This is a genomic window from uncultured Abyssibacter sp. (assembly GCF_964000955.1).
Taxonomy (GTDB): domain Bacteria; phylum Pseudomonadota; class Gammaproteobacteria; order Nevskiales; family OUC007; genus Abyssibacter.
The window spans coordinates 1-19,628 of the sequence record NZ_CAXFCL010000140.1; the positions used below are offsets into that span (position 1 = coordinate 1).

Annotated in this window: 21 protein-coding genes; 11 read left to right on the top strand and 10 right to left on the bottom strand. The window is 61.7% G+C overall.

Annotated features, from left to right (window positions below; genetic code table 11):
• Nucleotides 1–21: 21 nt before the first annotated feature.
• The 5 genes from ABNS06_RS06595 to ABNS06_RS06615 form a co-directional block, all read right to left on the bottom strand.
• Nucleotides 22–408 (bottom strand): DUF2784 domain-containing protein, encoded by a 387-nt coding sequence (locus ABNS06_RS06595; protein WP_348673372.1) that lies wholly within the window; start codon nt 406–408, stop codon nt 22–24.
• A 232-nt stretch (nt 409–640) separates the two neighbouring features.
• Nucleotides 641–1,285: a type II secretion system major pseudopilin GspG gene (gspG, locus tag ABNS06_RS06600; protein ID WP_348673373.1), complete on the bottom strand. Its 645-nt coding sequence runs from the start codon at nt 1,283–1,285 to the stop codon at nt 641–643.
• Nucleotides 1,286–1,360: 75 nt separating this feature from the next.
• Nucleotides 1,361–2,224 (bottom strand): TIGR02391 family protein, encoded by an 864-nt coding sequence (locus tag ABNS06_RS06605; RefSeq protein ID WP_348673374.1) that lies wholly within the window; start codon nt 2,222–2,224, stop codon nt 1,361–1,363.
• 82 nt (nt 2,225–2,306) lie between these two features.
• Nucleotides 2,307–2,903, bottom strand: a complete 597-nt coding sequence (locus ABNS06_RS06610; RefSeq protein WP_348673376.1) for a hypothetical protein — start codon at nt 2,901–2,903, stop codon at nt 2,307–2,309.
• 85 nt (nt 2,904–2,988) lie between these two features.
• The gene (locus ABNS06_RS06615; protein WP_348673377.1) at nt 2,989–4,101 is read right to left on the bottom strand and encodes a DUF4062 domain-containing protein; all 1,113 of its coding nucleotides are present in this window, start codon (nt 4,099–4,101) and stop codon (nt 2,989–2,991) included.
• A gap of 205 nt (nt 4,102–4,306) precedes the next feature.
• Here ABNS06_RS06615 and ABNS06_RS06620 point away from each other — a divergent pair, with 205 nt between their 5' ends.
• A complete protein-coding gene (locus ABNS06_RS06620) occupies nt 4,307–5,347 on the top strand; it encodes an IS110 family transposase (protein ID WP_348673379.1) in 1,041 nt (346 codons plus the stop codon).
• Between the two features lie 302 nt (nt 5,348–5,649).
• Here ABNS06_RS06620 and ABNS06_RS06625 read toward each other — a convergent pair whose 3' ends face one another.
• Nucleotides 5,650–6,459: a DUF1413 domain-containing protein gene (locus tag ABNS06_RS06625; RefSeq protein WP_348673380.1), complete on the bottom strand. Its 810-nt coding sequence runs from the start codon at nt 6,457–6,459 to the stop codon at nt 5,650–5,652.
• Nucleotides 6,460–6,731: 272 nt separating this feature from the next.
• Between ABNS06_RS06625 and ABNS06_RS06630 the strand changes: the two genes are divergently transcribed.
• The 8 genes from ABNS06_RS06630 (at nt 6,732) to ABNS06_RS06665 (ending at nt 11,723) form a co-directional block, all read left to right on the top strand.
• On the top strand, nt 6,732–7,115 hold the full coding sequence (locus tag ABNS06_RS06630; RefSeq protein WP_348673381.1) for a PH domain-containing protein: 384 nt from the start codon (nt 6,732–6,734) through the stop codon (nt 7,113–7,115).
• Nucleotides 7,116–7,117: 2 nt separating this feature from the next.
• A complete protein-coding gene (locus tag ABNS06_RS06635) occupies nt 7,118–7,432 on the top strand; it encodes a hypothetical protein (RefSeq protein ID WP_348673382.1) in 315 nt (104 codons plus the stop codon).
• Nucleotides 7,420–7,929 (top strand): PaaI family thioesterase, encoded by a 510-nt coding sequence (locus ABNS06_RS06640; protein WP_348673384.1) that lies wholly within the window; start codon nt 7,420–7,422, stop codon nt 7,927–7,929. The genes ABNS06_RS06635 and ABNS06_RS06640 overlap by 13 nt, the downstream gene beginning before the upstream one ends.
• Nucleotides 7,930–8,014: 85 nt before the next feature.
• A complete protein-coding gene (locus tag ABNS06_RS06645; RefSeq protein ID WP_348673385.1) occupies nt 8,015–8,404 on the top strand; it encodes a hypothetical protein in 390 nt (129 codons plus the stop codon).
• A gap of 75 nt (nt 8,405–8,479) precedes the next feature.
• Nucleotides 8,480–8,971: a GNAT family N-acetyltransferase gene (locus tag ABNS06_RS06650; protein WP_348673387.1), complete on the top strand. Its 492-nt coding sequence runs from the start codon at nt 8,480–8,482 to the stop codon at nt 8,969–8,971.
• Between the two features lie 82 nt (nt 8,972–9,053).
• Nucleotides 9,054–9,479: a MarR family transcriptional regulator gene (locus ABNS06_RS06655; protein ID WP_348673388.1), complete on the top strand. Its 426-nt coding sequence runs from the start codon at nt 9,054–9,056 to the stop codon at nt 9,477–9,479.
• Nucleotides 9,480–9,490: 11 nt separating this feature from the next.
• Nucleotides 9,491–9,898: a VOC family protein gene (locus ABNS06_RS06660; RefSeq protein WP_348673389.1), complete on the top strand. Its 408-nt coding sequence runs from the start codon at nt 9,491–9,493 to the stop codon at nt 9,896–9,898.
• Nucleotides 9,891–11,723, top strand: coding sequence for a hypothetical protein (locus ABNS06_RS06665; RefSeq protein ID WP_348673390.1), 1,833 nt, complete (start codon nt 9,891–9,893; stop codon nt 11,721–11,723). The genes ABNS06_RS06660 and ABNS06_RS06665 overlap by 8 nt, the downstream gene beginning before the upstream one ends.
• A 12-nt stretch (nt 11,724–11,735) precedes the next feature.
• On the opposite strand, the gene ABNS06_RS06670 is transcribed toward ABNS06_RS06665, so the two are convergent.
• The 4 genes from ABNS06_RS06670 to ABNS06_RS06685 are packed head-to-tail and all read right to left on the bottom strand — an operon-like array spanning nt 11,736 to nt 17,906.
• Nucleotides 11,736–12,656 (bottom strand): sulfotransferase, encoded by a 921-nt coding sequence (locus ABNS06_RS06670; RefSeq protein WP_348673392.1) that lies wholly within the window; start codon nt 12,654–12,656, stop codon nt 11,736–11,738.
• The gene (locus ABNS06_RS06675; protein ID WP_348673394.1) at nt 12,649–14,223 is read right to left on the bottom strand and encodes a hypothetical protein; all 1,575 of its coding nucleotides are present in this window, start codon (nt 14,221–14,223) and stop codon (nt 12,649–12,651) included. The genes ABNS06_RS06670 and ABNS06_RS06675 overlap by 8 nt, the downstream gene beginning before the upstream one ends.
• The gene (locus ABNS06_RS06680; RefSeq protein WP_348673395.1) at nt 14,211–16,562 is read right to left on the bottom strand and encodes an efflux RND transporter periplasmic adaptor subunit; all 2,352 of its coding nucleotides are present in this window, start codon (nt 16,560–16,562) and stop codon (nt 14,211–14,213) included. Before ABNS06_RS06680 ends, ABNS06_RS06675 begins: the two co-directional genes overlap by 13 nt.
• A 21-nt stretch (nt 16,563–16,583) precedes the next feature.
• Nucleotides 16,584–17,906, bottom strand: a complete 1,323-nt coding sequence (locus tag ABNS06_RS06685; protein WP_348673396.1) for a TolC family outer membrane protein — start codon at nt 17,904–17,906, stop codon at nt 16,584–16,586.
• A 296-nt stretch (nt 17,907–18,202) separates the two neighbouring features.
• Between ABNS06_RS06685 and ABNS06_RS06690 the strand changes: the two genes are divergently transcribed.
• On the top strand, nt 18,203–18,508 hold the full coding sequence (locus ABNS06_RS06690) for an STAS domain-containing protein (protein WP_348673397.1): 306 nt from the start codon (nt 18,203–18,205) through the stop codon (nt 18,506–18,508).
• On the top strand, nt 18,505–19,628 hold a 1,124-nt coding region (locus tag ABNS06_RS06695), incomplete at its 3' end, for an Hpt domain-containing protein (RefSeq protein WP_348673398.1). The genes ABNS06_RS06690 and ABNS06_RS06695, both read left to right, overlap by 4 nt.

Here is a 19,628-nt window from a genome sequence, read left to right on the forward strand (position 1 = left end):
CTCCCGAGTGACTACGACGCTTCAGGTAATGGCACCCATCGCCATGATTACTCCGTAAACGGCGACGTTCCAGACCACAATGGATATTCCCGCGACCATCTCCAACCGTCTCGGCATGCCGAGCGGCCTGACGACGGGATCAAGATAATGCTGAATCCAGCCACCTTCGAATGAAGATTGGCCGGCATGACGACGAAGCCATTGCTCCAGAGGAGTCAGCGGGCAGGTCCAGTGCGCCAGATTGACGATTGATGACCACGCCACAACCGGAAGGTGGACTAACGTCACTCTTGGCTCCACGAGAATGGCGCCCCCCCCAAAAACAGCAAACAGCGCAATCAGTAGATGTGCAATCAGCACGAAGTCAGCGGCGAACGCCGCCAACCGCGATCCCGCAATGGTGTTCATCCCTTGAGGTTGCGCACAGCAGTTCCAACTACCTGATGCTTGCGGTAAGGGGCATCGAAGCGGGCGAATTCCACCCAGAGGGTCTTCCCTGGTCCCCGCGGTCTTTCCAAATCAGATAGCGCGCGGACGAGCATCTAACGCAGGAGTTCTGCGGCCGCTGAACGTCGCTTCCGGCTTTGTGCGTCCAGACAACCGTTATGGCCAAAACTGCCCTGGACGGTGTTGTTGGGCATCAATAGACCCCTGGTGAAATTGGTGCCATCACAAGCACGGTGGCCACGAGGGCAAACGGGGTACATATCAGAACGTACAGAACGACAATTCCGAAGCCCTTCTTGTCGAGATTCAAAGAATGCCACCGTCGCAGCTTTGCTATGACAACAAGTGGCAATGTGAACCAGAACGCAAATACCACCAGCGCTATGGCCAACAGTGTCGCAATCTGTATGCGGGCCCTGGAACGCTCAGCGGCATCATACGCGTCGAAGCTCCCTGACCAGCTCCCGAAGTCAGTGTTTACTCCTGTTCCGCCAATCTCCCCATCGGCACCAAGGGACCATATTTCGGGTTGCTCCTGGTGAACTCCCGGATTTCTATACCGATATGGATTCCCCCATGGGTCCAATGGAACATTTCTGATTATTCCCCGAAGTTCGTCTTCATCCAGATTGGCTTGAGGCCGGGGATATGTGAGTGCATTCAGCCCCTCTTCAGGGTCCGGATACTTCCCATGAATCCGCTTGTACTGACCAAGTGCCGCATTAAGTGCTGCAAAGTCCTGCTTGACCTTCACAACACGAGATTTGTCTACCTCAGACGCATAGCTCCCCTCGGACATTGCAACTAGCATGCAGAGAATCAGGATGAACTTGGCCATGATGCCAACGCCCTGGTTCACTCGCGGCCCGGCTGGCACGAAGCGACGGTTGGTGCTTCGGGTTGACACCGTTCGCTAAGCATTTAACGCACGACCCTCAAATTTCGATGCACTGCGCTCTAGATAGAACAGATGATTTATGAGCAAGAACTCGTGAACGTCTGATGCGTCAGAAGGAAGAGCTTCCCTATGAGCACGCGCATTTCTGAATGCCATAAAAGTTGCAGAAAAAAGTTGACCTCGGCCCTGTTGCTCTCCTTTATCTTCAACCTCCCAGCGCAACGGTGCGTTCTCGCCAATGAATGCTTTCGAGAATAATTTTGCGCCGAATTCTCTTTTCAGGCCCGCACGAGATCTAACCAAATCTTCAAGTCTTCTGTATGCAGAATCGATTGCGTGACCGGGATTGTCATCGAAGCCCCTGGCCAGATCGAGTATTCGGTCATCAATCAGACCAAGGGGGAGGGACCGAGGATATGACGAAACCAAACTTTCGTTATTGAAGCTCAGATTTGGATCGATGGCATATATATAGTCCGACCACCGCATGGGCCGTGAGGCTCGCTCGCTCTCAAGCCACTCAACATCTGATGCCAAAAGACAACATTTCTCAAGACGGTGAAACATTTTTGACGAAATGAAGTACTCGTCAATTTCCGTTCCGTGCGACTCCAGCAGCGCTAAGACACGAGCCAACCCCGATGGCCCCTCTCCGGAATAACCAGAAGTAAAGCCCGGAAGGATGGCAATGCACTCTGCCAGCCGTGTAATGAGTACAAAGCCGTGCCGCCGATCATGCGTGAGCAATTTTGCGGATTCGACAACTTCACCGCAGGCAAGCAGGCGAGATACCGCACGCACGCATGAGCGCGTGACACCCGCCATACCGTGATACTCCAAGTCAGCCAACTGGCTGGTGCTAAGCCGCTGCCACGACATCAAAAATGCCTAACGCCGAGCTAACGAGCGCCAATGAAGCGCAACGAAGCCGGCGTCCATTTTGAGCGCTATATTGTGCACTTCAGGACGCCTCTAGCACTTGGGCGATATTCATAACTTCGTCTGCGATTGGTTGAATCTCATATCTGGTTCCAAGACTCTCAAAGACGCCAACATCGATGTAGTAAGCACGGAACACATGAAGCGGCACACCACCACTTTTTGGAAAACCGCCCACGTAATATGGGATCACGTGACCAGTGATAGGTTTGCTCCACAAGTAGGCATCCAGTTTCTCGTCAAAATGCTCTAAAAAATCTCTGAGCCTCTTGTCTTTCAGTGGACTGTCATCTCCGATTCTAAACTTTTCTCTAAGAGCCTTTCCTCTTTCGGAGTGCAGATTGTGCTTTCCTTCACGTACCGGCCAGAAATAACGACGAATTGCAGCGGCATTTATCACTAGGTTTTCCAGGTTATCTAGCACTGCACGGCTTAACTCTACGGCCTGATCGAAGTCTCCTTTAGTTTGATTTGTCATCTGAATATAGTCGGCAAGATATTCAATCGACCGCATTGCGGATAAGCAGTGAGGCCGTATGGCTTCGATATAGAAGGCGTAATGCATCGGCAATACGCCTCCATATTCCTTTATCGCCGACTTCCGATCTTCTTCAAACATAACGCCTAAGCTCAGGTGCGTTTGAGGCGACGACGGTTTTTGCGACAGCAAAAATCGGCGGCGGGTCAAACGTCACCTGCAGCGCCTAGTTAGAATCACGTTTCTGCGGCGGCTTTCTAGCTTGGGTCTTTTTAGCCGGACTCTTTTTCGGCGTCACCTTACGAGTGGAGCGCTTCTTGGGCTTACTCTCCTCTGAAAGCCTTGTTTCATACTTCTCCCGGTATGCATAGAGTTGTTCGCGTGGGAAAGCGGCCTTTTCAAGTTGTTCTCTGGCTTCGTTCAGCTCCGCAAAGGCTTTACTGCTCAAAGTACACATCGGGATTTCTGAAATCTCGACGAACAATCCAAGAACGAACGCTTCGTAGTCTTTCGCCGATCGCAGGGATTCGCGAAGGTGGTCTACTCCCATCTCGTGAGCGCGCTTTAGGTGGCCTATATAGCCAATTGACGTAAATTCCGCATCCAATTTCGCTTGCCGAAGTCGCTCATTTTCTTCGCGAATAATTTCTGAGGCGGCCCTCTTCTCCTGGCTCACCTGAGAAACGACCTCTTCCATGTATCGCTTCAGTGTTTCGCTAGTTTCCGAAAGACTGTTGATCTTTGCATCTAGGTCCTCAATTTGATGTTGGGCAGACATACGATGTATCAACTCTCTAAAAAATCCCGCCCATTGCTCGCGAAGGTAGCTTTCGATTTCCGCATACCTAGAGAATGATTTGACGGGGTTGTTCTTCTGCTGATCACGAATGTGCTCGATAAAGTGAAATATGTTTACGGAATCCACATGAGCGTACTTCACATCCTTCTTTCCACGGTTTCGGAGCCACGTCTGATACTCGGAATCCACGCTGGACTCGATTAACACATATACAGGAATATTTCTTTCACAGGCGCTCACGTACTCTTGCTTCGTAATGCTCTCATATCGCTCATAGAAGCCTTCAGTTGAGCCCTTGTTCTTGCCTCCTGCACTGGTTTTAGAGCCATATCGCCCACCAACAATCAGTACATAGATATCTGAATTTCGAGCTTCGCGGTAACACGATTCATCTAGTGGCGCATCGGGCAAGTATGCAATGTCATCCTTCTCCGAGAGTACCGGCTCGTAACCTAGTGCTTCGATGAAGTTTTCCAGCGACGACCTAAGATGCTTGAGATCGTAATAAGTCGAGCTTACGAATACGCGCGGCTTTGCCATCTCTCACTCCCCCAATTTCATAGTGATTCTAACGCCTGAGTTCAGCTGCATTTGAGGCGACGCCGGTTTTTGCGGCAGCAAAAATCGGTGGCGGGTCAAATGTCAGCTGCAATGATGGAATGGACTCCTCCCGCCGTTTTACCGGCATCTGTGTGCCAAGCTGGTGTTTCAGAGTCACGAGCTACACCGACAGAAGGAGTCCGACATGCAATCTACGACGATTGCCGTGGATACGGCAAAACTGGTCTTTGAAGTGGTGGTGTCCAAATCCGGACGTGTAGTGGAAAACCACCGCCTGAATCGAGCCGAGTTTCAGGCCTTGATCGTTCAGCGCCCACCTGCCCGGTTTGTCATGGAAGCCTGTGGCGGCGCCCACCACTGGGCTCGTCTGATGTTGGCGCATGGACACACCGTGCGCCTGCTGCCCGTGCCCTACGTGCGAGCCTATCGTCGTCGCAACAAGACCGATCGGGCCGACTGTCTGGCGATGCTGGAAGCTGATCGCAATCCCGAGATTCTCTCGGTGCCGGTCAAGGGTGCGGATGCGCAGGCGATCCAGGGTCTGCATCGCGCCCGGTCGGCCTGGGTGGGCTGTCGCACCGCTCGCATCAATACGCTGCGAGGCTTGTTGCGCGAGTTTGGAGTGATTCTCCCGCTGGGAGCCCACACCGCTCTGAAGCAAATGGCCTCGGCCATAGATGAGCCGGCCGTGCCGGATCTGTTAAAGATCACGTTGCTGGAATTGCTCGCCGAGGTGCACGATCTGGACGACAAGATCGCACGCGTCGAGCGTCAGCTCGCGACCGTGGCTCGCCAAACACCCGCCGTACGACTGCTGCAAGAGATTCCCGGCATTGGATTGCTGACCTCGACAGCGTTGTACGCCAGTGCCGGTGATGCCAAGCACTTTCGCTCAGGCCGACACTTGGCCTCCTGGCTGGGACTGACACCCAAAGAGCACTCCAGTGGCTCAAGACGGCACCTGGGCGGGATCAGCAAGCGCGGTGACAAGTACGTCCGAACACTGCTGATTCACGGGGCAAGAACGGTCTTGCTCGGGGCCAGACGGAATGAGAACGCAGGCCGACCGCTCAATTCGCTTCAGCGCTGGGCCTTGGGCGTACAGGCCAGGTCAAATCACAACAAAGCGGCCTGTGCGGTGGCCAACAAGCTCGCCCGGATCGCCTGGGCGAGCTGGGCCCATGGCACCTGCTTTGATCCGGAGTATCAGGCCGTGGCTGCCTGAGCACTCATACATAGAGTTTTCCCACCAGCGGTTGTGCAGGAGAAGACAGCGATCATGGCGAGACGGGTCGGCCCCGTCGGGTCTGGATGCCGATAACAAATCCGAGCTAACAGCTCAGTTGCAGCGTGTGGCACGACCCGACGCGGATTTCCATGAAGGCCAGGGCCAAAGAGCCCATCAACAGGCCGAATATACGACCGCACCGCACCTCTATCGCCTCGATCTAGGCCGTCTGATCCACGCAGTTGCGGGAGGAGTCCATATACGATTTGTTAGGCCCGCCCCGCAATCTTGAGACTCGCCTAGGATTTGAAGTTTGTACTCGGCACATAGTTCTTTTTGTAAATGAGCTGGTTGCCGGAACCTTTCCCGGTTAGCTCAACGCCGACATAGTCACCCCGTTCAACTTGCTTCTTGAAGCGTCTCCCGATTCCCTGGCGAGACGAACCATTCATGCTCGACCACTGCTCCTTATTAAATAGATTAGAGACCTCAAATTCACCGGGCCTTTGCGCTTCGACCCGTTTACGCAAGAACTCGTCGTACTCCTCTGGGTCGGCGTCGTTGATGTCGTCAAACGGAGTGCCTCGCTCCGCAGCATCAATGTCAACCAACTTTTGATGCAGCTCATCAATGGTGCTGTTCAACGAAGAAATCTGATCCGAAAATTCGCCAACTTCTCTGGCGTGTTTGCCCTGAAGCGCAGCCAACTTGCTGCGAATTTCTTGCGACTGTTCGACCGTTAACAATTGGAGCTTTTCCTCCTCCTGCTTGATGTCACGGAGTTCTTTAGCACGAGCCAGACTATGTTTATAGACCGGCTTCGCAAGGTAAGGGTAGCCATAGAGGTAGAACAACGCAGCCAAAGTCGGCACAAGAAAGCCATCAAAGGCAGCGCCACCGACTGGCACCGATAGCTCGAAAACTTCAATAACCTCAAATTTGAATATTTCTTCGACGGCCGCAAACTTCTCAGTGGGCTTCATCCCGCTCAGGAGCACAACGAAAAACCGATAGTTCCAAACCGACCACGCGACAATAAACGCGCCGAGCAGCGGACTCGCAGCCCTGTCGTAGAGGAAGGCCTTAATCGATTTCGCGATGTCGTCCATTAGCTACCTTTCAGATTTGCACATAGGGCCTAACGCATATTCGACGTCAAAATGTTCACCTAACACGCAGCGCAAGTTGTTGACCTAATCCGACACGCCCATCCCTAACCCACCGAAATTCCTGTGTCGCATGCGAATTAGGTGGCGATCCACTGCGCGCGTTTAGGTTCATCACACCGCCCTCCCCCTGACGTACTGCGACTCGTCCACCTTACACCCTGGCAGCCGAACGGCGCTGCGTTCAGAATCAGCCCTGTTCCCATACCTCCAGGATGTCTCCCTTGGAACCGAAATACTCCGAGCACCCCGCGATGTTCAAGAACAACCCGCTGGGTTTCATCCTGGCGGTGCTGCTCATTCCTCTGGCGATCGGGATCATCATCCTGTTGTGGTGGTATCTAAAATGTAAATCCACGAAGTTGGAGTTCGTGGGGAATGATGTGGTGCTGGAGCGCGGGCTGCTGAGCAAGAACCGCACGGAGTTGAATGCGGGGTCGGTGCGCACGGTGAATGTGTATCAATCCCTGTTCGATCGGATGTTCGGTGTCGGGCGCATTTCGATTTACACGGCGGGCGATGTGCCGGAGGTGGAGGTGGCCGGTATTCCGCGTCCGCACGATTTTCGGGATTTGATCAAGCAGCATCAGGCGGATTGAGCATGGTTGGTGAAACGGAAACCCGGGATCGTCGCGAGGCGCGGCTGATCGTTATCGCGCTGGGTGTGCTGGTGCTGGTCGGTCTGATCGCCGCGGTGTTCGCCCTGCCCGCATTGGCGGATTTCAGCGCCACGCATCTCGAACCGGGCCTGGGCCTCAGAGGCGCGGCCATCGCCTCGTTCGTGGTGACGTTCGTGACCTTCGTGGTCTTCGCCATCGCCGCCGGCGACGGGCTGATCGGCGAGCTTCAGTTCATGCTGCTGGGGTTTTTCGCGTTCTTCGTGATTCTGTGGCTGTTGATTGCGTGGGTGCTCTAGCGATGAACGTCATCGACATCTTCGAGCAGCTCAAGCGCCTCGGCGGTCTGTTCCAGCATCTGGGCATCGATTTCGCGCAGGACGCCGACGGCCTCTCGACGCGCATGGCGATCTCGCCACAGTTGCAAGGCTCGCCCGGGGTGGCGCATGGCGGATCGGTGATGGCGCTGATGGACACCGCGCTGGGGCTGGAGGCGCAGCATCGCGCCCTGGCACGCGGCTGCGCGGTGAGCACGGTGGAGATGAAGGTGAACTTTCTGCGGCCCGCCCGGCTCGGGAAGACCCTGGTCACGCGCACCGAGGTGCAGTCCGAAGGCAAGTCACTACTGGTGATCAGCGGCTCGGCGGTGGAGGACGGCAGCGACGCGCCGGTGGCGTTCGCCGTGGGCACGTTCAACATGTACAAGCCGCGCGGGCTACGCATGCCGGGCGATGAATCACCCACCGAGGGGACCGAGACGTTCTACCCCGACCCACCGGGCAACGCGTCCGGCTGAACCGCATCGCGACTGCCCATTTTCGCGGGTCTGGTTTCCCTCTTCTGGTATAACTTGGCGGGTGCAAGGATGCATCGGGGGCCAAGTGAAGGAATCATCCGGGCGGGATTCAGACCGTCGCAGTCACGAAACAGCGGAGTTTGTCCTGGTTGCGGAGGCCGCCATTCTCAGGGCGTTTCGCGACCGCCTGTTTTCCCGTGAGCAAGCCATTCCGGTCACCGATCTGGTCGAGCGCATGACCAATCGACTGCCAATCCGGCGCGATGATCTGACGGCCGCCGTCCGGCGACTGACCGCCTCCGAAGCGCTGCGCCTCGATTCGGCGTCCGCCGTCGAAAGTGTCTCGATCACGGCCCGGGGCCTGGACCGACTTGGCACCCTGGGTTTTGGCGTGAGGCCAGCGAACAACGATTGGCAGAGCCTGACGCAGTGCATGCGCCGGGTGGAATCACGGCTTCAGGGCTCCGCTGCATAAAGCAACCTTGCCGCAAGGTCATCGCCGGTAGCGTCTACACTCCCCGCTCGCCATCTTCGACCGGGATTCCATCGCATGCACATTGACGTCCGCCGCGTGGACTATCGCGACGCCGAGCAGGCCGCCACGCTCGGGAAGCTGCTCTCCGCCTATGCCGCCGACCCGATGGGCCGCGGCGCCCCCCTCAGCGCGGAGGAACAGGCACGGCTGGGCCCGGCGCTGGCGGAGCGGCCGCATGCCTTTTCGCTAATCGCCTATGTGGATGACGAACCCGCCGGGCTGGCGAACTGCCTGGAATCGTTCTCGACCTTCGCCTGCCGCCCCATCGTCAACATTCACGATCTGGCGGTGCTGCCCGCGTTTCGCGGTCGCGGCGTCAGCCAGGCGTTGCTCGACGCCATCGAGGCCATCGCCGCCGACATGGGCTGCTGCAAGATCACGCTGGAAGTGCTGAGCAACAACCACATCGCCAAGGCGGCCTACGAAAAGCATGGCTTTCATGGCTATGCGCTGGACCCCGCCGCCGGTCACGCCCTGTTCTGGGAAAAGCCGCTGACCACCGGCTGAAGCCGGAGCCTCCGCGTCAACTACTTGCGAACTCAAACATTGCCCATATAATTGCGGACTCAAACAGTTGTGAAGCAATGTCATGTCCAAGCCCACTCCCAGCGATCTGCTGATGCAGCTCGTTCGCACCCAGGCCCGCATCACCAAGCGGCTCGATCAGTATCTCTCCGCGCAGGGCATCAGCCTCACCGAGTATCAGGTGCTGCAAACCCTCGCGAGCGCGCCGGATCACCAGATGCGCAGGATCGATCTGGCTGAGGCGGTGAACCTCAGCGCATCCGGTGTCACCCGGCTGCTCAACCCGATGGAAAAGATCGGCCTGGTCCGCAAGGAAGCCAGTCCGCGTGATGCCCGGGTGAGCCTGGTGGCGCTGACCAAGGCCGGATCACGTACGCTTGCCGAATCGCGGTCCCGCGTCGAGCAATGTGCCGATGCGGTACTGCAACCGCTGGATGCGGCGCAGCGCGGTGAGCTCTTGGCACTGACCGCGGCGCTCGGGCCGTCGTAACGGGAGGCAGCATGCAACCGAGAATGAGCATGGTGACGCTGGGCGTGCGCGACCTCGCACGCTCCATCGCGTTCTACGAACAGGGGCTGGGCTTTCCGCGCATGGAGTCGCCGCCGTCGGTGGCGTTCTTCACGCTCAACGGGACCTGGCTGGGCCTGTTCGGCCGTGACGACCTGGCCGAGGATGCGCAGGTGCCCGCAGGCGGCACCGGCTTTCCCGGCTTCTCGATCTCCCACAATGTGGAATCGGAGGCCGCCGTGGATGCGGTGTTCGAGCAGGCCATCGCCGCCGGCGCCACGCCGACCAAGACACCACAACCGGTGTTCTGGGGTGGCTACTGCGGCTACTTCAAGGACCCGGACGGCTTTCTGTGGGAGATTGCCCACAACCCGATGATGTGGGTCGGCCCACGTGACTGACACCACGCCCGACACCAACCGCTACGTGCCCTCGCCGCAGGTGCGCGTCGGCATCGTCGTCGCCTTCACGCTGCAATTCCTGCTGCTCAAGCATCTGACCGATGCGGCGGAGGACGGGCTGAGCCGCTGGCTGGTCGTGGCCTACACCGTGGTCACGGCGATGCCGGTGTGGTTCGCCATCACCATCTCGGATGGCCGCCGTGTCGCCGCGTGGATTGTGGCCGCGCTGGTCGCCGCTTTGCTCGCCGCGCTGGGTTGGTCCACCGCCGGCCAGTGCGCCCCCGGTCTTGAGGTGGAATGCAGCCCGATCCTGCTGCCTTACGTCTTGCTGCTGTCGCCGGCGCTGCTGGTCGCTGGCGTGATGGTGCGCAGCGCGCTGATCTGCGACACCGGCTGGCGTCGCTGGCCGGACTACCACGTGCTTTATCGCGAAGCCTGGCAAGTCGGCCTCGCGCTGGTCCACGCCGGCGTGGTCACCGGCGCGGCCTGGATTCTGCTGTTCATCTGCGGCCAGCTTTTCCACCTGCTGGGCATCGACGCGGTCCGGGACCTGCTGGAAAACGGCCTGTTCGCGACCGGGTTCACGGGCTTCGCGCTGGGTCTCGGTGTCGCGGTCTGGCTGTCTCTGGTCCGCGCGGTGGAATCGGTGCGGCAGATCATTCTGGGCATGGCGCATCTGCTGATGCCGCTGGTCGCGGTGATCGTCGTCGCCTTCACCCTGACCGTGTTCATTACCGGCCCGGCAAAGCTGTTCGAGGCCTACGAGGCAAGCTGGTGGATGCTGGGCATCGCCTCGATCGTCATCGTGCTGTTCAACGGCGTGTTTCAGGACGGCCAGTCCGCGGACGTGTCCGGCGGCTGGAGCCGCACCGCGTTCTGGATTCGCTACGCGGCCGTCATCGCCCTGGTGCCGGTGCTGGGGCTGGTGGCCTACGGGCTTGGGGAACGGATTCATGCCTACGGCTGGACGGTCTCGCGTGTCTACGGCGTGATCGTTGCCGTCTATCTCGCGGCCTACACGCTGGGGTATCTGGCGGCGCTGGTGGCACGCCGTATCAAATCGGGCGTGCAGCTCACCAATCTGTTGCTGGCGCTGGGCTTCGTCGTGATCGCGCTGGCGCTACTGTCGCCGGTCGCCAGCCCCACACGCATCGCGGCGATGAGCCAGCTGCACCGCATCCAGAGCGGCGCCGTCGAGCTGAACGCGGCCGACTTTCACTACCTGCGATACCGCTCGGGCATCGCCGGCTACCGCGCCTGGCAGGCCCTGGGCGAGCACCCGCGAATCCGCGACAACCCGGAGTGGCTGAAACGCTGGGAAACACCCGAGCGCCTTTCGCGTCACTGCGTGGTGCACTGCGCCGAAGACATGTCGGACTGGGTGGAACCGCTGCCGGACGTCGCGCCGCCGCCGGAAACACTGCTCGCGTCGGATGTGTTCCGCCGGGCCGCGTCCGGGTGCAAGAACGAATCCTGCTGGGTTGTCCCGATCCCGCACAGCGATGATCAATCGGCCGATCTCTGGGCGGTGCTGACCGCGACCCAACATGCGCCCGGCAAGCGGACCTTTCTGCACGGGGAACTGCTGCAACCGGACGACGATGCCGACAGCTGGCGGTCGGTCGGCCACTTCAACGCGTCGACGCCGCTGTCGCCCGATGAACTCCGGGAGCGACTGGTGCGGGACGGGCTGGTGCCGATTCCCAAACCCTGGCCGGACCTCGACCTCGGCGGCATCCGGCTGGAAACCTACGGCACCGAGCCGGTGCCCGATGCACTGCGGCAGGACCGTGAAGCGGCATCGCCGGAGGATGACAACGGCTAGCGGCTCAGACCGTCAAACGTAACCGAACGCCCTCGCCTGCTCGATCACATCCGGCACGAAACCCGGCAGGTCGTCACGCCACGGCAGCGCGCCTTCCAGCGATTGCGGCTTGGACTGCTGAGGCCGGAACACCGGGTTTTCCAGGAACTTGGGATCGGAGCCGAATGGCGCCGACGGCGGACCGACGCAGGCGAAGATCGAGCGCTCCGGATGCAGCATGGCGTCGATGGCTTCCGAATCGGCGCGCATGCCGGCCCAGGTGGCGATCTCGGCCAGATGCCGCTCGGGGTCGGCCAGCACATCCTCGCCGCGCACGCGCATGACCTGCTCGGCGGGCACCTCGCCCAGCGCGCGCAGAATGTTCTGGTGAATCTGCAACCAGGCGATCTGGGGGTCGAAGGTCGGCGGATTGGTGGAGAAATCCTTCAGATCGTTGGCCACGGTGTCCTCGCGGTGGCCGATCATGTTCACCAGCGAGCTGCACTGCCCGCGCGGGTGCCGGATCAGGTGCAGGAATTTCGCATGCGGCGCGGTCTGCCGCAGACGGCGCAGAAACACCGGCCGCCACACGGTGGCGATGCTCTTCTCGACCAGGATCTTCGGAGCCACCTTGCGGGCGATGGTGCGGAACATGTCGCCAGTGCTCATGTGCCGCCGCTCGGCCAGCCAGGCCTTGGCCTGGTCCACCGTGGCGTCGCTTTGCGCACCGAAGTACAGCTGCGCCACCGAGCGCAGCAGGCCGTCTTCCAGGTTGCCGGGGGTGAGCGCGAAGAACTTGAGGATCTGGTCCATGTCGTCCGCCATGAACAGCTGCAGCTCGGGCAGCCCGGCGGACTGCGGGTGCGCCCCGAGCATGGCGGAGATCAGCGACGAGAACGAACGCGGCGGCGACAGCACCACCAACGGTGCCGGGTAGTCGGTCAGCTCACTCATCGGTCGATCCCGGCGGGTTGGCGCCCAGCCAGATTTCGCAGCCACCGCGCGGGTTGTGGACGTATTCCCACTTGCCGTTGCGCTTGACCGCCCGGTCCGGCGCCAGCACGTTGGAGGTGGCGATGAACACGCCGTAGGGCGTGGAGATGATCTGGCGGATGCCCCAGTTGCACTCGTTGTCGAACCCGTTGCGGGTCATGCAATCCCAGTACACGCCGTCCGCCGTGGACCAGACATCACAGCCGCCCATGTTGTCGACGAACCAGTCCACGCCCATCTTGGCGATGCGGCGCTGGCCCTCCTCGCCCCACTTGTGGATCGGACAGTACGGCAGCAACTGGGCCCAGCTGAAGGTGCCGACATAGAGGCGCCCGGCATGCACGCCCATGCGCCAGACATAGCCATTGAAGAACTTGTTGAAGCCCGGCCGGTAACCCGACAGCGGATACCGCGCGCCCTGCGGCGTGATCCGTGAATCGCCGACGATCAGCTCCCAGGAATCATCCGGATGGATGCGGATGACCTCGGCCGCCGCCGGGCCCACGTTGAGCTTGCGGTGATAGCCGCCGTTGACGATGCCCGAGCCGACGTACAGCGCGCCCTTGAACTCGCAGAGACTCACCGCGACCTCGTTGAGCGGGCCGCGACCGGCGCCGTGCGAGACCACGCGCTTCCAGTCGTAGGGCGGATCGCCGGTCGCCGTCGTCTTCCAGATTTCGAAGCCGTTGCGGGCGTTCACGGTACCGGCATAGAGATGGTTGTTGAACGCCGCCATCTCGAACACGGTGAGATTGGCGGGGTCGCCGAAGCCCTGGCTGGACACCGCGCGCCAGCCGCTGCGCGGGTCGTCCGTCTCGAAGATGGCGGGCCGGCCACCCACGCATTCCTGCGACTGGCGGTCGCCGGTGGTGGACCCGGTCGGCGAGGTGTAGAGCCGGCCGTTGAACACCTGCATGGTCCGGAAGGAACGCACCTGCTCGCCCCAGTTCGGGCCGGGCAACTCCTCGAAGTGGACGCCATCCTCGGTGCGCATCACCGTCGGTCTCGGCGCCTTGCGCGGCGCCCAGGTCGCGATGTACAGCACCGGCTCGTCATCGCTCTTGCCCTGGAACACCGCCATGCCGCGGTAGCCGATGAAGCGGGGCACCTCGGTGCCATCCTCACCCTTGATCCAGGGTGCGCGGAACGCGAGCTTCCAGCCTTCGCCGGACGCCGGGTCATAGCACCAGATCTCCGCGCGGCGATCGAGGTCGTAGATGTCCTTGGGCGGAGTGACCGGCCAGGGATCCAGCGGCGGCAACGGATCGTTGTGCGCCATCATCTGGAAGGTCGCCCGCGTCGTGCCGACATACAGCTTGCCCTTGAACCAGGCCATGCTGTGCGGGTAGTTGTTGTAGCCGTCGCCGAAGCCGTTTTCCGACACCAGCTTGAAGTGCTCGCCCCCCAGCGCATGCGGCTCGGGCTCGTCGAGCGACAGGACCTCGGCGCCCGGCGGCCAGACCGGCGACGGGATGATCAGGTCGGGGTCGACATCTGCGCCGTTGTTCTTGCGCGCTAGGGAATCCAACTCCAGACCTCGATCATGAAGAAGCGAGCCAGCCCGCGGGTGAAGGCCAGACCGGCCGGCTGCGTATCACCCTCGACCTTGGCATGGCCGGTCATTTCCGGACGCAGACGACCGTCGGCATTCTCGATTTCCATCTGCACCCGGACCACGCGGCCATATTCGCTGATCTCGGCGTTCGGCGCGATCCCGGCGACCGTGCCGACGAAACTCACGCCCGGATACGCCCAGGCCTTGGCCGATGCCTTGGCGCCGACCTCGATCTCGCCGATGTCGTTCTGGGGAATCATGATCTCGGCCAGGACCTGCCCGGTTTCCTCGATGCTGAGCAGCAGATCGCCACGGGCGAGATACGCCCCCTCGGCAAACCGCAGGTCCTCGGAGACGACACGCCCGTCACGCGGGGCGTGAATCTCGGTGTACTCCAGCTGCTGACGCGCATAGGCCAGCGTGGCCTCCTCGGCGCTGATCGACGCCTTCAATGCGGTGATCTCCTCCTCGGAGGTCCCGGCGCGCACAACCTCCAGCGCGTTCTGCGCCTCGGCCAGACGTTCACGCTCCACCGCGGCGAGCGCCTCGGCCTGATTGGCGGCCTGGCCGGTCGCAGCCCCGCGCTGGTAGGCGGAGTTGAGACGGTTCGCCTCACGCTGGCTGGATTCGTAGCGCTGCTTCGCCGTGACGACGCGTTGCTCGGCCAGTGCGATCTCTTCCGGCTCGGCGCCCCGCTCGGCCAGGGCCAGCTCTGCCCTGAGCCGGGCCAGCCGCGCCTCGCTGGTCGCCACCTGCGCCCGCTCCTCGTCGTCCGACAGGCGCGCCAGCAACTGGCCCTTCTCGACCAGTTCGCCTTCCTGGACCATCACCTCGCGAACGTCGCCGGCGATCAGCGCCCGGACGTCGGACCGCTTGTTCGGCAGGATCTTGAAGTCACCCGTTGGCTCGTAGGTGTACGGGATCAGCGCCAGTGCCAGCAGCACCACGATCCCGACTCCCCACTTGATGACTGTCGCGCTGCGCTTCTTGCGCCGCCGAGCAGCCAGCTCCGGATTTCTCGCTTCCATTTCTTGCGCCAGTTTGTTGCGCGCCCGCGTTCTTTTCATTGGATTCCACATGGCAACCCCGCATAGGACGAGGAACAAGACAACACCCAGGCCAGCCCACTCACGTTCGAGCCAAACACCAACCAGGTGGAACAACACCCAGGCGACGACCGCGATCCAGACGACCACGGCCAGCGCGTACAGACGAATCGCCGTTGTCGAGACGCCGCTGGGTTTCAGCCGCCGCCAGATGCGACCGCGGCCTAAGAGGGAGGCGATGGCCACGTCCCGAAGATCGGGCGTATCCAGCCAGGTCGCCAGCAACTGATAGCCCTCGTGACGGGACATCGGGTTCAGCCGCAGCAGGAATACCCACGCCGACAACACGCCAACGCCGGCATAGAGCAGCGGCAGATGGGATGCCGACTGCCGGCTGACAAACCAGCTCAGCGTCGCCAGCACCAGCAATGACAGCATCGCCACCAGCGAGCAGCCCAGCACCGCCATGCGGTCGCGGGTCTCGAAGCGCTGATCGTGGTTGGCGACCACCGGCGAGACATCCGCGTAAAACCGCGGGATCACGCGGAGCATGAAGGTGATGCCAAACGCCGGCATGGTGCCGACCCGTCGCAGATACTCGGCGGCGCGGGCCATCTGCCCGAACAGGTTCACGGAGAAAAAGCCAGCCACCGCGACCTGAACAATCGCCCACGGACCCACCAGCCGCTGCAGGTCGACCCAGACCTCCACACGATTGTTGTAGACGCCGACGGACAGACACAGCAGCGCGACGCCCAGCGCCGCCATGCGCCAGCGCGCGTGCAGCGGCCAGTTCAGCAGTCGCCCGGCCCACAGCAGCCAGCGTGTCGGCAGGTGAATCGCGATGTCCGGCGTGCGCTCCTCGCGCAGCGCGTGCTGCCGCGCCATGCGTGAACGGGCCAGTGGCTCGGCCTCGCGGTTGGCCCGCTCGGCATTCCATTCCGCCGGATCGGCCTCGCCCAGGTCGGCGTCGTTGGCCGCGGTTTTCCATGCGGCCTCGTCGGATTCCAGCAGCCCCGCGCGATCCAGTTCGTTCAGGAACCGGCGCGCCGTGTCGACATCAGTCTTGGCGCCCTGTGACCGCGCGACCTCGACGGCCTCGTCCAGGGTCCGGGTGCCGTCGAACAGAGACGCCAGCCGGAACTCGCTTTCATCAAAACGGTAGACGCGCCCGTCTTCCTGGCTGGTCAGCAGGATGATCTCGGCGTAACGCGTCGAAATCCGCGACTGACGCCGGTAGACCAGTTGGGGACAGGCGGAAGTCATGCGTCAGGCCCTGGTCGGCCGCTAGTCGGCCAGCAGCCGGTTGACGGCCATCAGGTCGTCGGCCCCAAGCGTGCCCGCCGCCGCCTTCAGCCGCAGGCTGTTGAGCAGGTAGGCGTGCACCGCTCGGGTCAGCCCGCGCTCGGCATCGAAGCGCTCGCGCAGCGCCTGCATCAGGTCCACTTCCGTCCGGGTTCCGGCGAACACCCCGCCCTCGGTCGCCTCGACGGCGTCGTAGGTGGCCGAGCGCGCCGAACGCAGCGCACCGATCTGCTCCTGGCCCAGTTCCACCGCCGAATAGGCGCTGGTGGCCTGGAATTCCGCCTCGCGCTGGGCCCGGGCCTGACGCGCCAGCGCCTGCTCGTAACGCGCCAGCGCCGCGCTGGTGCGAGCCCGGGTGGCCCCGCCGTCGTAGAGGGGTAAACGCAATTCGAGTCCGATGACGTCCTCGGAATCCTCACGCTCGCCGCTCACGCCGCCGGAGTTGTCGATGTAGTCGCGCTGCGCGACCAGATCCAGGGTCGGCAGACGCGCGGCGCGCTCAATATCCACGCCGCGCGAAGCGACCTCGGATTCCAGCCGCGTGGCGACCAGCAGCGGATTGCTCGCGCGGGCCTGATCCACCCAGGCGTCCTGGTCGGTGGTGGCCAGGTGCGGGACGTGACCATAGGTGCGCAGTGCGGAGAGCTCCATGCCCGGCTCGCCGGTGATCAATGCGAGCTCGGCGCGGCGCGTCTGCAACTGCTGTTCCGAAAGCAGCACCCGGGCCCGTGCCAGATCCCGCTGCGCGTTCGCCTCCGAGCGCGCCAGTTCAGTGGCGATTTCTAGGTCCGCCTGCTCGCTGACCTGCGTCGCCCGATCGGTGATCGAGCGCAGTTCCGCCTTGGCGAGTTCGAGATCCTGCTCGGCATCCAGCGCCGCGAAGTAGGCCTCGACGACACGAATCATCAGGTCGACTTCCGCCGCGTTCAGACGCGCGGAGGCGGCCGCCACACGCAGGGAGGCCGCGTCGCGCTGGCGCCATCGGTCGAGCCGGAGTATCGGCTGGCGAAGCTGGATGGAGTAACCGAACGCCTCGAAATCATCCGAGCGGTTGATGTCCTGCAATCCGAAGTAGTCGCCGACCACTTCGCGGTGATTCGCGGTGACGCGACCGGCGATGTTCAGCACCGGGTGATAGCCGGCCCTGGCGAGGTCGCGATCGGCCAGCACCTCCGCGTAGCGCGCCTGGGCTTCGGCCCAGGTCGGGTCCTGTTCCAGCGCGTGGGCGAACGCGTGCGTGAGTCCTTCGGCCTGGGCACCCAGGCTGACGGCTGCCAGACAGGCGCCCCATATCCCGGATCGCAAGCCGGCCCATCCCTTTGAAATCCCTGTCACATGCTCCCCAGTGGACGCCAGAACGAAACACGGTGGCAGTCTACCGACACGGCCGCCGGGCTCACCATGGAGAGGTGACGCGCAGCCGTGTAGGACATTTCCGGCAACCTCTGCGAACAGACGCCGAATGTCGGCGATTCCGCCCGCCATTCGTCACCTTCCGGTGACCATTTGACCTTGCCGACTCAACTTCCATGACCCGTCGCCGATGTTACATGCATCCGGGAGCAGGGCTCTCAATCCCACACACATCGGAGATCCTCACCATGGCATCGAAATCGGCGTTCGCCGGAGGCGTCAAGCTGACCGGTGACTTGACGATCGAACGCGTCAAGCAGGCGCGCGACGACCTGATCACACAGTGCCCGAAGGCTGGAGGGGCGCAGGTGGACCTCGCCGGCGTGGAAGCCATTGATCTCGCGGGCGTGCAGCTGCTCGTCAGCGTTTATCGGGCACTGATGGACGAGACGCAGCCGGTCTTCGTCAACGTGCCGGACTCGGTCACCGCGGTGGTCGACTCACTGGGTCTGGATGTGCCGCTGTTCGACTCACGCGACGGAGCGGCTTCGTGACGCAGTTTGAGGAAACCTTCCGCCAGGAAACCGCCGATCTGCTGGAGGATCTCGAAGCCGCCCTGCTGGAGATGGAGGACGCGCCCGACGACATGGCACTGGTCGACCGCGCCTTCCGCGCCATGCACACGATCAAGGGCAGCGGCGCGATGTTCGGCTTCGACGCGGTCTCGTCGTTTACCCACCATCTCGAAGACGCCTTTGACCAGGTCCGTCGTGGCGAGCTGAGCATCAGCCAGGAACTGATCAGCATCGGTCTGGATTCCCGCGACCACATTCGCGTGCTCATCGACACAAATAGCGAACATCCGGACACCGCCCTGCTGCTGGAACGCCTGTCCAGAGTCACGGCCACCGGCGACGGAACGTCTCCGTCGGCGGCCCCGGCGCAGACAACCGCGTCGGACGCCGCGGCCATGACGCGTTACGAGATCCGTCTGCGCCCCAGTGCGGACACCTTCATGAGCGGCACCAATCCGCTCGGCCTGATCCGCGAACTGGACGAGTTGGGCGAGATGACCATACGCACGCTCACCTCACGCATCGGACCACTGAGTGACTTCGACCCCGAGCAGTTGCAAGTCGATTGGGAAATCGAGCTGACAACCTCGAAGCCCCGGAGCGCGATAGACGACGTGTTCCTGTTCGTGAGCTTCGACTGGGAGATCGAGATCAGCTCCGAGGCGGTGACCCTGCCTGCACCGGCAGAGACTAAGCCGCGCATGGACACGCAGGCCGATCCTGTCGTGGAACCGGAGCCTCAGGCACAGGTGTCGCCGGTCATGACGACCGAGGCCGCCGCGACTCGCAACGCCACGAGCGCGCCGGAGCAGGACACGGTCAAGGTGCCATCAAACCGTCTGGATCACCTGATCAACGTCGTTGGCGAAATGGTGATCTCGCAGGCGCGTCTGCTGGATTTGAGCGCACGTCGCGCCGACGAGGAACTGATGAGCATCGCCGAGGACCTCGAACGGCTCACCCACGATCTGCGCGACACCGCGATCAACATTCGCATGCTGCCGATCGGCTCCACCTTTGCCCGCTTCCGCCGGCTGGTGCGTGACCTGTCCTCCGAACTGGGCAAGGACATTCGCCTGATCACCGAAGGCGCGGAAAC

What these genes read in the sequence shown, in the direction of transcription:
- ABNS06_RS06595 (WP_348673372.1), bottom strand. Translation starts at nt 408, where the DNA reads ATGAACACCATTGCGGGATCGCGGTTGGCGGCGTTCGCCGCTGACTTC.
- gspG (WP_348673373.1), bottom strand. Translation starts at nt 1,285, where the DNA reads ATGGCCAAGTTCATCCTGATTCTCTGCATGCTAGTTGCAATGTCCGAG.
- ABNS06_RS06605 (WP_348673374.1), bottom strand. Translation starts at nt 2,224, where the DNA reads ATGTCGTGGCAGCGGCTTAGCACCAGCCAGTTGGCTGACTTGGAGTAT.
- ABNS06_RS06610 (WP_348673376.1), bottom strand. Translation starts at nt 2,903, where the DNA reads ATGTTTGAAGAAGATCGGAAGTCGGCGATAAAGGAATATGGAGGCGTA.
- ABNS06_RS06615 (WP_348673377.1), bottom strand. Translation starts at nt 4,101, where the DNA reads ATGGCAAAGCCGCGCGTATTCGTAAGCTCGACTTATTACGATCTCAAG.
- ABNS06_RS06620 (WP_348673379.1), top strand. Translation starts at nt 4,307, where the DNA reads ATGCAATCTACGACGATTGCCGTGGATACGGCAAAACTGGTCTTTGAA.
- ABNS06_RS06625 (WP_348673380.1), bottom strand. Translation starts at nt 6,459, where the DNA reads ATGGACGACATCGCGAAATCGATTAAGGCCTTCCTCTACGACAGGGCT.
- ABNS06_RS06630 (WP_348673381.1), top strand. Translation starts at nt 6,732, where the DNA reads ATGTCTCCCTTGGAACCGAAATACTCCGAGCACCCCGCGATGTTCAAG.
- ABNS06_RS06635 (WP_348673382.1), top strand. Translation starts at nt 7,118, where the DNA reads ATGGTTGGTGAAACGGAAACCCGGGATCGTCGCGAGGCGCGGCTGATC.
- ABNS06_RS06650 (WP_348673387.1), top strand. Translation starts at nt 8,480, where the DNA reads ATGCACATTGACGTCCGCCGCGTGGACTATCGCGACGCCGAGCAGGCC.
- ABNS06_RS06655 (WP_348673388.1), top strand. Translation starts at nt 9,054, where the DNA reads ATGTCCAAGCCCACTCCCAGCGATCTGCTGATGCAGCTCGTTCGCACC.
- ABNS06_RS06660 (WP_348673389.1), top strand. Translation starts at nt 9,491, where the DNA reads ATGCAACCGAGAATGAGCATGGTGACGCTGGGCGTGCGCGACCTCGCA.
- ABNS06_RS06670 (WP_348673392.1), bottom strand. Translation starts at nt 12,656, where the DNA reads ATGAGTGAGCTGACCGACTACCCGGCACCGTTGGTGGTGCTGTCGCCG.
- ABNS06_RS06680 (WP_348673395.1), bottom strand. Translation starts at nt 16,562, where the DNA reads ATGACTTCCGCCTGTCCCCAACTGGTCTACCGGCGTCAGTCGCGGATT.
- ABNS06_RS06690 (WP_348673397.1), top strand. Translation starts at nt 18,203, where the DNA reads ATGGCATCGAAATCGGCGTTCGCCGGAGGCGTCAAGCTGACCGGTGAC.